At 47.3% G+C, this 11,785-nt stretch carries 9 protein-coding genes; 5 read left to right on the plus strand and 4 right to left on the minus strand.

The window, feature by feature from the left end:
• Positions 1-8: 8 nt before the first annotated feature.
• Complete coding sequence (locus MARGE09_RS00975; protein WP_236981837.1) at positions 9-1,241, minus strand: ISL3 family transposase; 1,233 nt, start codon at positions 1,239-1,241, stop codon at positions 9-11.
• Positions 1,242-1,440: 199 nt separating this feature from the next.
• On the opposite strand from MARGE09_RS00975, the gene MARGE09_RS00980 reads away from it, so the two are divergent.
• On the plus strand, positions 1,441-2,649 hold the full coding sequence (locus MARGE09_RS00980) for an acyltransferase family protein (protein ID WP_236985502.1): 1,209 nt from the start codon (positions 1,441-1,443) through the stop codon (positions 2,647-2,649).
• Between the two features lie 7 nt (positions 2,650-2,656).
• Here MARGE09_RS00980 and MARGE09_RS00985 read toward each other — a convergent pair whose 3' ends face one another.
• Complete coding sequence (locus MARGE09_RS00985; protein WP_236985503.1) at positions 2,657-3,931, minus strand: helix-turn-helix domain-containing protein; 1,275 nt, start codon at positions 3,929-3,931, stop codon at positions 2,657-2,659.
• 88 nt (positions 3,932-4,019) lie between these two features.
• On the opposite strand from MARGE09_RS00985, the gene MARGE09_RS00990 reads away from it, so the two are divergent.
• Entirely contained in the window at positions 4,020-4,670 is a 651-nt protein-coding gene (locus MARGE09_RS00990) for a DUF2306 domain-containing protein (protein ID WP_236985504.1), read from the plus strand.
• A 156-nt stretch (positions 4,671-4,826) separates the two neighbouring features.
• Here the strand turns inward: MARGE09_RS00990 and MARGE09_RS00995 are convergent, their stop codons facing one another.
• Positions 4,827-5,174 carry a hypothetical protein gene (locus MARGE09_RS00995; RefSeq protein ID WP_236985505.1) on the minus strand — a complete coding sequence of 116 codons (348 nt, stop codon included), beginning with the start codon at positions 5,172-5,174 and terminating at the stop codon, positions 4,827-4,829.
• 266 nt (positions 5,175-5,440) lie between these two features.
• Here MARGE09_RS00995 and MARGE09_RS01000 point away from each other — a divergent pair, with 266 nt between their 5' ends.
• Positions 5,441-8,014 (plus strand): glycoside hydrolase family 3 protein, encoded by a 2,574-nt coding sequence (locus MARGE09_RS01000; protein ID WP_236985506.1) that lies wholly within the window; start codon positions 5,441-5,443, stop codon positions 8,012-8,014.
• A 508-nt stretch (positions 8,015-8,522) separates the two neighbouring features.
• Here MARGE09_RS01000 and MARGE09_RS01005 read toward each other — a convergent pair.
• Entirely contained in the window at positions 8,523-9,764 is a 1,242-nt protein-coding gene (locus MARGE09_RS01005) for a DUF1996 domain-containing protein (protein WP_236985507.1), read from the minus strand.
• 713 nt (positions 9,765-10,477) lie between these two features.
• On the opposite strand from MARGE09_RS01005, the gene MARGE09_RS01010 reads away from it, so the two are divergent.
• Complete coding sequence (locus MARGE09_RS01010; protein WP_236985508.1) at positions 10,478-10,924, plus strand: hypothetical protein; 447 nt, start codon at positions 10,478-10,480, stop codon at positions 10,922-10,924.
• A 229-nt stretch (positions 10,925-11,153) separates the two neighbouring features.
• Entirely contained in the window at positions 11,154-11,615 is a 462-nt protein-coding gene (locus MARGE09_RS01015; protein ID WP_236985509.1) for a hypothetical protein, read from the plus strand.
• The last annotated feature ends 170 nt before the right edge of the window (positions 11,616-11,785 follow it).

Raw genomic sequence — 11,785 nt, forward strand, 5'->3', positions numbered from 1 at the left:
GAGGTGATCTAGTGGCTTCCATAGAACATGGATTGCTCGTCAGGCATCGATGATTGCCTTATTTTTAGCTTGAAGTACTCGGTATCCTTGATGCCTCTTGCTCGCTTGCGAATCATGCCAATGCTGACATTGCCGGCTTCAATTCTGGCGCTAGTCAGCCCGTGTTTTCCGTAGTTACAAATGCCTACGCTATGCTTCCTTAGTGACTTTGCAAATTTCTTGAGATAGAGCATATTCGTCTGTTCCGCGATGTCGCACCACTGCTCCAATGCATTCATCATGGCGTCATAATTCCCTGCATTCCACAAAGCTTGGAGCTGCTCTTTGAGTATATAAAGTGTATTGATATTGGAATTATTTTCGAGCAATGTCTGGAGTTTATTGGCTTGTTTATCATTTAACTTGTCGGCATTTTTTAACAACAGGTAGTGGGTACCTTTAAGCTGCTCTTTGCCTGCGCGATCCGCCTTTCTGAACTCGATCCTACGCTGATTGCTCATGGCTTTACTGTAGTTTTGCATCACATGAAACCGATCGAAAACAATGTCAGCATTAGGCAAGCATTCGCGTACCGATTTTTGATAGGCTGGCCCCATATCCATGGCTACCGCCTCTATGTTTTCAGCGGTTTGTGCTGGTAAGCGCTTTAGAAACGCTGTCAACACCTCGGCTTTACGGCCTGTCTCAACGCCAATTAAATGACCGGATTCCATGTCATAAATCACCGTCATATAATCATGGCCTTTGGCTCTAGCGACTTCATCGACCCCAAGATATTTTAAGTCAATTAATTTTTCAGGATTAAGTGCAGGCAACGTTTTCTCTAGGTGAAATTTATCCATATTTTTCACCGTTTCCCATCGTAGCTTTAGGTGCCGACTGACCGTGCTGATACTCATATGGCGACACAATCCGCTCACCAACTGGCAAAATCTTTGAGTATAGCGATTGCCTGTATCGACAAATTCGCAAGCCTCCATTAGACGCCTACCGCAAGTCGTCACAACTTGAGCGAGCTCAACTTCCAAATAGCACTCGAAGCCACACAAAGGGACATCACGGATCGTTCTGCGCAAGTATCGGTTGATGTTGGCCGCCTCATTACTTGACGGGTCAATCGCTCTATAACGACGGTCTCGCTTGCAGTGTATAGTCAATCTTTGCAGGGCCAAGTCATGCTGAACTTGTTTGACACGCTGACCAGGAAGGCTCAAAATTTTGCTGGAGATGTTAAGGCTCATATATTCGTTTAAGTGTAGTGGCGTGAGAACCTTACATTTCAACGGATATGGCGGGTCTTAGCATCTCTTTTTACCTCACTAAAGCGGAGAAGACCCCTGCCGCTTATCACAATTTTATAATAATCAGTCACTTAGCGTTAAAGGATTACCGCCTGTTAGGCCAGCATAGCGTCTCTATTTTGCTTAAAAGATCGAGACCATGACCCAAAAAGCGGAGCCAAACTCCCCACCCCCACCCCAACGCCTTGTCGCCATTGATGCCCTTAGGGTTTTAGCCTTTGGATTATTAATGCTTTACCACTTAGGTATGGCCTATGTGCCCGACTGGGGTTGGCATATTAAAAGCCATTACCAAAGCCCTTGGCTGCAAAGCATTATGCTATGGAGCAACCAGTGGCGTATGGATTTACTATTTGTATTAAGCGGCATGGCAGTGGCCATTATGCTGCAGCGCAAGCCGACCCTAACAGTGGGGCGGTTACGTATCGTGCACCTTGGTATTCCACTGCTGGCTGGAGTGTTTATTTGGGTGGCGCCACAGGTTTTTGTGGAGCTAAAAGACAAAGGTTTTATTGCTAGCATGGGCTATGGCGATTTTCTGCTGCAATACCTTAACCCCTTTGGTGAGCTACCGGCTGTTTATGGTCGCATGGGAGCTTTACCATGGACGTGGAACCACCTATGGTTTTTACCTTACGTCCTGTGTTACAGCCTAATCGCGGTTGCTGTTGCGGGTGTTGTCTCGTTTAAGGCGCGCTATTGGCAACTAAACCATCGCTTAAGCCAATGGGGGCTTTATGCGGGGTTGCTTGTGGTGCCAGCGTTACTGTATTGGCTTATTGGTGAATGGTTATATGCCGCCTACCCCAAAAATTACGCTTTTATTGGAGATTGGTTTAGTCATGCCAGTTATGGTTTGGCGTTTTGTATGGGCACCTTATGGGTTGTGTGGCCCCAGTTATGGCAGCGTTTACCAACTTTAATATTGCCAAGCCTGCTGTTGGCAAGCGCTAGCTTTGCGCTGGTGCTAATGTATGTGGGTAAGTTGCCAGCCGTGTTTAGTGGCCAGCTGGCAGAGGGCGTTTTAGCGGCAAAAGGCTTTGTGTTTTCGGCTAACCGCTGGCTATGGTTATTGGCGGTACTCGCCTTGGGCGCGCGTTACCTTGTGGTGGATTACCCCTGGCTTAGGCCGCTGCGCCAGCGCATTTTTTGCTATTACATTGTGCATCAAACGGTGCTTATTCTTGGCCTATGGATTTTAAAAGAGCAAGCCCTAGGCATGGCAGAGCCTACCTTGTTATTGCTGGGCACGTTGCTGCTGTGCGAGCTAAGTTACCAGTGTGCTTGCCGTTACTGGGTGTTGGGGTATTTGTTGGGGGTGTTTATAGCTGTTAAGCCTAGACCCTAACATTGCATTAACTTTTAGCCCTAAATTCCGTCGGAGTTTGCCCTGTTTCCCGTTTAAACGCTTTGTAAAACGACGAACGAGCATTAAAACCAGCGGTATAGGCAATATCGATAACCGTCATTTCGCCAGCTAGAATTAGCGGCTTGGCATGTATGACGCGGCATTGGTTTACATAGTCAAAAAAGTTTTGCTGCAGGTTGTTGTTTAAGGCTTGCGACACATAATGCGGCGTAATGGCAAGGTGTTGGGCCAGCTTTTGGAGCGATAGCGCAGGGTCTAGGTAAAGCTGTTGTTCTTGCATGGCGATTTGTATTTTTTGTGCGATGCGGGCTTCTTGCTCTGCCCCCAAAGCGGAGCGCTCATATTTTGCGCTGGGCTTTGGTGGTTCTGCTTGCGGCTGTTTTTTTATGGTAGGTTCTGTTGGTTGGTATCGTCCTTCAAACCCGGGCTTTTGCCGAAGCCCCCATGTCGCCAGCGACCAAATCAGTAAGAAGTACAAGCTTACGAGTACCTTATTACTTATGCCGGTGTCTTTTTCCATAACGCCAAAAATAATAATCAGTAGCGATACCCCCCAAGTACTGCCGGCTATGGTTAGCAGGAGGCTAAGCCAGCCGAGTTCACGTTGCTCGTTACTGGCAAATAAGTTTTTTAGTTGCTGGCGGTAGGTCGTTAAGCGCTTAACCATCTTGCACAGGTATATGCCTGATTGCACCAGCCACAGTAAAAGGCAAAGCAACACGCAAAAAGACGCAGCATCGGCAAGCGGGGTATTAACGGCTTGGTCAGAGAGAAACAACGCATAACGCGTGGCAGGTGGCAGGCTTAATATCGTAATCGCTGTAACGGCGCCAAAGCCCGCAGGTACTAAATGCCACGCGTGCTTCAAATTAAAGCGCCAAGGTGTAGGTGATGTTAAGCCCTGCACATAAAGCCACAGTGCCGGTGCCTGCAACAAAAAGGCGGGCGCCATCAGTGCCACTAAATGCGTTTGCCATGCAGGTAAAAACACCGCCGCGGCTGGCACTGCTGTCATCACGCCACTCAGGATAAAAAAAGCCGCTAGCGGCCAGTATGTTTGCGTATGAAGCGCGCGCGGTAATAGTAGCGATAGGCTCAGCAATACCTGCCCTAGTGTTGCCATCACAATTGCTAAAACGGCAGTATCGGCCACGTGGTGTGTTCCTTGTTGGGTAGCGATGAATCTTGCATATAAGCAAATGTGCCCGCGCAATGCTAGTGCGGGCGTGGTTTGGGTGTCTGTGCGGGTAGGCAAAGACACAGCGAGTCCGCGCTGACCCTAGTCAACAGTTGCCATGCTTATTTGCGCCAAAGTGGTAGTGACTTCTTTACTGCGTTAGGTTTGCGTTATGACTACTATAGTTGGTTCACCCTCGGCTACTTCACGGCAATGGCTTACACCGTTTTTACTGCTAATGCTCGGCAGTGTTTCGGTTATTTTTGGTGCGTTGCAGTTATACAGTTTGGGCCAAGGGCTACCGCCTGCCCCTACGCCGGATCAAGCCTTACACTACTTTGCCATGCCTTGGCCGGTGGTAACACATATTGTGTGTGGCACCATCTTTAATCTTATCGCGCCGTTTCAATTTGCAGGCATTATTCGTCGGCGTTACCCTTTATGGCATCGTTGGGCAGGGCGCGTGCTAATACTTTGTGCCTTTGGCGCTGGTGCGAGTAGCTTATGGATGAATCACTTTTACCCCGCCTTTGGTGGCACCATGAAGTACTTAGGTATTTTGGCGCATAACATAGTGCTGCTTGGCTCATTAATCTTGAGTGTAAAAGCTATTTTGCGGCGGGATATTGCGCGCCACCGCGCCTGGATGATGCGTGCTGTAGCGGCAATGTTAAGCCCAGCTACTCAGCGCTTGCTGATTATTCCCTGGGTGGGCATTACCGGCATTTTAAATGACACTATTATTGCCGCAGTGATTTGGGGTGGTTTGGCAGTGAATTTGGTCGTGGTCGAGTGGTTTTTACGGCACAAACAGAACGCTTAGGGGCGGGCACGGAATAAGTTGCTGGAATTTGGGTTTGTGGGTGCTTGCTTGGCAAGGCGAAAATATGGCGTAATAGCTGGCTATTGCAAATATTTCCAACGAAGGCAAGCGTGCACCCAGGAAGTCAAAAATGGCAAGTTATTTAGTGCCCGCCCCTTAGTTAAGATCGTCTACGCCGCTGCTCTTTAACGATGCCGTGTTAAGTAACCACGCTTTAGCTTCATCGTGATCATCTGGCGATAAGCTGAGCTGGTCGACAGCTTGCTGCAACAGTAGCTGGGCCAGCGCAAAATCTCTTTGCAGCTCTTCAGTACTGGCATCAACGTTGTTGCTGCGCTCAACCAGCGAATGGTAGCGCCAACTACAAGCCGACAGCTGCAAACACTGCTGGCAGCGCGCTTCTTTTAGAATCGGCTCGCCGTGCGAGGCGCAGTCTTTTAAATCCAGTTGCGAGGTAATCAGCTTACTTGCGGTATTTAGTGCTTCTATAATTTCAGTACGCATAGTTTCGCCCAACGTTGTGTGCCCCTGTATGAGTGATCCCAGCCTACCAAGCGTGCGGGCGTTTACTTGTTGATGCATATCAAGTGAACCCCCGCGAAGCTGTTGTGGCGGCAAAACTGTGTGCCCAGTCGCGCTGCGAGTGTGCGCTAAGCGGTATTGAAGATCTGCGAATTGGCGCGCGCATCATTTAGTGGGCTGTAGGCGCTTGGTTTTCCCCTGTTATACTCGCCCGACTCAAAAACTGATAACAATACAAGAGGACGCCCATGAAAAGCGCGCTGCCCCCCAAACGCTTATTACTCGGCTTAGTGGTTGCTGCTTTATGCACTACCGGCTGCGGTAATACACCTGCAAAGTCAGATGCCAAAGCCGCTAGCAACAAACCCGCCAGCCAAGAATATAACCCCATGTTATGGCCAACGTTAAAGTCGCCATTCGACCACAAGCAAACAGCCGCTATTAATGCAAAGGTTGCCAAGCTTGTTAGCCAAATGACGTTAGAGCAAAAAGTGGGGCAAATGACGCAAGCCGAAATTGGCTTTGTGACCGCCGAGGATGTCAAAAAATATCACTTAGGCTCTGTATTGGAAGGCGGCGGTAGCTACTTGGACGGCGACAAGTTTGCCAGTGTAGACGCTTGGCTTGCCAAATTAGATGCCTTTTACGAGGCCGCCACCGACACCAGTGATGGCGGTTTAGCCATTCCCCTTATTTGGGGTACCGATTCGGTTCACGGCCACAACAAAGTGATTGGCGCGACTATCTTCCCGCATAACGTGGGCTTAGGTGCTACAAATAACCCGGAGCTGGTGCGTAAAATTGGCGAAGTAACTGCCATCGAAACCATGGTTTTAGGTAAAGACTGGACATTTGCACCCGAAATATCTGTAACCCGCAACGACCGTTGGGGCCGTACTTACGAAGGCTACAGTGAAGATGCCGCCTTAGTGGCCAAGCTGGGTAAGGCGGCGGTGGAAGGTTTACAGGGCTCCGTTAAAGACGGCACCTTTATGGATGGCACCCGTTTATTGGCAACGGCCAAACACTATATTGGCGATGGCGGCACCGTCGATGGCGTAGACCGCGCCGATAACCTTGCTACCGAGCAAGAGCTTATCGATATTCACGCACCAGGCTACTTTACGGCCATCGAATCGGGTGTGTTATCCATTATGGCATCGCACAGTAGCTGGCAAGGCACGCGCATGCATGGCCACCAATATTTATTAACCGATGTACTTAAAGACCGTTTAGGGTTTGATGGTTTTGTTATTGGCGATTGGAACAGTCATGCCTTAGTGCCCGGCTGCAAGCCAGATAACTGCCCAGCATCGGTGATGGCCGGCATGGATATGTTCATGGTGCCAGAACACTGGAAAAGCTTTATCGAAAACACCGTGCAACAAGTGCGCGATGGCGTTATTCCCGAAGCCCGCATAGACGATGCCGTAACGCGCATTTTACGCAGTAAATACCGCGCCGGCATTATGGATGCTCCTAAACCTTCTGCTCGCAAATTGGCGGGTAACAAAGCTTTATTCGGTGCGCCGGAACACCTTGAATTGGCTCGCCAAGCAGTGCGCGAATCGGCTGTACTAATAAAAAACAACAATAAAGCCCTACCGGTTAACCCTGGCAGCAATGTATTAGTGGTGGGTTCCGCCGCTGATGATATTGGCCGTCAATCTGGGGGGTGGACTATTTCTTGGCAAGGCACTGGCACCACCAACGCAGACTTCCCCAATGGGCAGTCTATTTGGCAAGGTATTCAAAGCCACGTTAAAGCCGCGGGCGGTAAAGTAGAATTAAAACCCAAAGGCGATTACAGTCAAAAACCCGATGTGGCAATTATGGTGTTTGGCGAAAAGCCCTACGCCGAATGGCAAGGCGATATTAAAACCTTAGCTTGGCAGCCTGGTGATCACAGCGATGCTTTGTTAATGGAAAAATTAAAAGCCGATGGCATTAAAGTGATTAGCGTATTTATTTCTGGCCGGCCTTTGTGGCTAAACCGCGAAATAAATGCCAGCGATGCCTTTATTGCCGCTTGGTTGCCTGGTTCCCAAGGCGCCGCTTTAGCCGATTTAATGTTTAGCGATAAAACAGGCAAAGCCGCATACGACTTTACCGGCACGCTACCGCTTAGCTGGCCAAAATATGCCGACCAATACGAAGTGAACGTTGGCAATGCCGATTACGACCCGCTATTCCCATTTGGCTATGGCCTAAGTTATGCCAAACCAGGCAAGCCTGTACCGACATTAAATGCCGATGCCGGTAATGCATTGGATGGCTTAGTCATGAATACCCCATTATTCAAAGGCCGCGCCCGCGACCCTTGGCAATTATTTGTCGAAGCCGAAGGCGAGCAAGTGCTTTACCAAAGCAGTTTAATTAATGGTAAAACAATTACCTTGTCCGAAGCCGACCAAGAAACCCAAGGCGACGCCGTTGACGTTAAATGGCAAGGCAATGGTTGGGGCCAAGTAAGCTTACGCACTAAAGATGTTCCGGTTAAATTTAGCGGCCACGTCGAAAATAATTCGATTATTGCTTTTGATATTTACCGCTTAAGTAAGGCCGAAAAGCCCGTGTATTTACAATTGGGCGACACCTCAAAAAGCCACAAAATCGACATCACCATGAAAGTAAATGCAGCCCCCATCAACGAGTGGAATCGTTTATCGGTTGATGTCCTATGTTTTGAAAAAGCCGGCCTAGATATGGACTACGTCACCGAAGCCCTAAGCTTTATTACCGATGGCGAATTAAATATACGCCTTGCCAATATTCAAGTAGAACCAGAAATGGCAGATAAAGCCGCATTTAGATGCCGCTGATCAGTTACTAGCACAACGGTAAAAAATTTAAGCCCGCAAATCTTCTTTGCGGGCTTTTTTTATGGGAGTGATTTAGAGTTGTTGATGCCTCGCTTTTATGTGGGCGATAAAATAGTTTGTGGTTGGCGGTAAGAGTTAGCTATTCAGTAATGCCCCTAGTGGTGTGTGCTAGCGCAATTTTGCATTCACTGATAGAAACCGCTAAAGTTCATGGTGTTGAATAGCACGCTTATCTATCCGGTTATTATGGAAAAATTCTCGCCCAAAACGGTAAGGTCAGTATGGCAGCCCCGTCGTTTCTCCCTGCATAAATTTTAAGAGCCCGCGACCTCACTAAATCATACTTTGGTGGGTTCAACTGCGGTTTCTAGGATTATGATTCTCACCCGCATCGTTTGGAAAAAAATCAATTGAACGTTCGGCGTATTCAAAACTAATTTTTAGAGAGGCCCCTGTGATCGACCTATCCGTGGGTCTATCACAGGGGCCCTATTTGAAAGTTGGTAGTCTATCTTAAGGATTCATTATTGCCGATCAGGTTGGCACGGCAGTCATTCAGTGAGTTTAGGCAGTTTTCGATAAATGCGGCGCTGATATCTGTATTCCAACCATTTATCCAATCGGCGTGAGCCGTTGAGCCTGGAGCATTATTGCCCATGTCCGATGCGAGCATAAGATTGTCTATTTGATTTTCGTATTCGACAATATACTGGATGTTCAATGTGATCCGAGGAACGGCCTTGGGGTGGCTGGCTGGGCAAGCCCTATTTACAGGATTTGTTACATGCGACTCATCTGGTAGCCATGTGTTCATGCCATCCCAACATTGCGGGAAAGAGACTCTTAGCGTAACTACTGAACCCGCACTACACTGCGGAATGGACTTGTGTTTTATCTCGGGGTTGTCATTGCAGGACCAGTAGTATTCTCTGCCTATCATTGATAAGCCTTTTGGGAGGTTATCAAATCCCGCTTTGGCTAGCCCTTGGTATCCTCCTTTGTAGTACCAAATTGATTTATGGGGTATGAGCGGGCGTTTCTCCTTCATGTCGAGTAGTGCGGGCACCCAATATGCAGAGCGGTTCAGTGTGCCTCCACTACATGTTGAATCCCCTGAATCAGCTAGAAGGTATGGATCTGTATTGTGGTTGACAGATGTGTTGCCAAAAAAAGCATGTAGGTGGCTGCGCCCAGGGATGCCAGGGTGAACAAGGGGGTCATTGTAGGCAAAGTGTGAAAATGTGCATAGCGTTCTAAACGCCCCTACGTGATCACTTGGCGTAGGCTCTGAGCCGCGGCCTAGCTTTTCGACGCTGGCACCGTTGGCTCCTGCGGGCATCTGCATGCTAAACCCGTTGCAGTCGTGCCTGCTTTCGCAGTTTTCGGCTGGTGATATGGACTCTTTGACAATTACGGATGAATACTCGCAGCGATAAGGCCCTTCAGTCCAATCAAAATCAGCGCTGGGAAAGTTTCGTCTATTGCATTTGGAGGCGAGGTGTTGGTTGAATTCGTTTTTTTCAACCCATTGCGATCCATTGCCAAACCTGACACGCCGAAGACCTGAGAAATTACAGCTATTAGGTTGGCCTAAACCATATTCGTTGGCGCAGTGCGTCCATTGGGGGGTGGGTATTGTTGGTGGCTCACACCCCAGGCTTGATTCTGAAGCACTGCTATCTGCCATGGTGAGCGAACTAACTAATGCAATTTTGAGTGCGAGAATCGATGAAAAATAGGAAACCTTCATTTGCTGCTACCTCTTAGCAAAAGATACAAAAGAATATATGAAAAAATATTTACTATCGGTGTTGAATTTATTTTGCCTACTAAATTATCCTTAATGAATTCACGCTTTATCACTATGAATATGTTCATAGTGATATATCTCGGATTTAAATTCAGGGTTTATATACTTGGAATGTAACCCGCGAACGAATTATACCTTCAAGTGCCGCACTGGTGAATGTTTGTCAGCTGGTTGATGTGTTTTAAAAGGATATTTATCTTTTTTTTGTCGCCTAAGAGGTTTTTTTGGATTACTTTTTTCCTGTCAAATTAATTTTTGGTATGTGTCATTTTGACTGTTAAGTTATTTTTGAAGTGGTTATTGATTGTGGTATTTCTATACTTAGAATATATTTTTAGACGGTTATAGTGTGTTGTTGATTGGGGGGCTGGTTTGTTTTGGCTTATGATTTTGTGTTTTTCACGCCTGATATGCTTCCTTGTGTTAGTCGTTTCGAAAATATCCTTCAAATGTTGGTGTGTATTGTCTCTGTCTTTGTTAAGTAATATTTGATCTCAGTTATAACTTTTTCTGGAAGTCTTTTGGGGTGGTCCCGTAAAAATAAAATCTAAAAAATAACAAAATATAGGGCATCCAAAACCTAGGCGGAGGAAAGAGAGCCGAAAGAGAGGATATCGAAAGAGTGCGGGATAGTATTGATTACTGAATTTTTTATGACTCAAGCGCGTAGAACATTGATCTCTTTAGATCAAACTAGCTGGTTCCATATTTGCTCACGCTGTATTAAACGTTCATTTCTCATGGGCGAAGATAAATACAGCGGTAAAAACTATGAGCATCGTCGCGAATGGATATCGGACAAACTTGCTGAACTTGGGGATATATTTGCGCTAGACATCGCAGCATACGCAGTATTGTCAAATCACTATCACTTGGTACTGCATATTGATGCGGAAAAAGCAGCAGGGTGGAGTGATAAAACGGTTATTCGGCGTTGGATGCAGTTATTTAAAGGCCATGATTTAACCCTTAAGGTGTTACAAAATAAACCGTTGAGTGATGCGGAACAATGGAAGGCCGATGAGCTAATCGCTGAATGGCGAAGCCGCTTATGTGACATTAGCTGGCCGCTCCATGGCATCCTGCCATCGCAGCATTAATGCATCCCTGCACGTCGTTTATGCTTAAGTCGTTTTTAGCTAAAGGCCTAAAGGGATTTAGGTCGTACTCAATTTTGCAGGAGAAAAATCAGTGTGCCGACGATAAATACACTGGCCGTTTCTGGGAAAGGTTTTGTGCTCCTGAAAAACCTTCATACATTACTTCCGTGTAAATAAGGGACGCTTTAAAAGCCAGGCTTTACTCGACGAGCAGGCAATTATTACCTGCATGACGTATGTCGATTTAAACCCCGTGCGCGCCGGCATGGCGGAGCTACCAGAAACCAGTGATTTTACGGCTATTCAGCAGCGCATTCAGTCTTTGAATAAACCCGCTAAAAAAGCTAAAGACAAAAAGCCCATTAGGTTGGCCAATTTCTGCAAACCGCCTAAAAAGAATCACCTTCCCACTGCCGATTCCTTAGACCAAGGGCAGCGCTCTACAGGTGTTATTCCCTTTTACTGGCGCGATTATCTTGAACTCATCGACTGGATGGGGCGAGCTATTCTACCCAATAAGAGCGGCGCCATCGCACTTGCATCACCTAAAATACTCAAGCGTTTGGAAATTAATTGCGATGAATGGCTAGAAAATATGCCCCGCATCGAAACCGATTTTCACCACTGTATTGGCCGCTGTGATTCCATAAAGCCCTGTGCAGAAAAGCTTGATCAATGGTGGGTTAAATGATTGGGCACCGCTCTACCTCCTGAATCGATGCAGAGGGTTGAGCGGTACTTTATTGCCTAGTGTGCTGAAGGCAGGCAAGGTGGGAGCTTTTACTTGTCCCTGCCCTCGCGGCAAATCACTATCTTTAGAAGCGCTCATGCCTTTCGTTTTTCATTTTTAAAAATCCACTA

The organism is Marinagarivorans cellulosilyticus (assembly GCF_021655555.1).
GTDB lineage: Bacteria > Pseudomonadota > Gammaproteobacteria > Pseudomonadales > Cellvibrionaceae > Marinagarivorans > Marinagarivorans cellulosilyticus.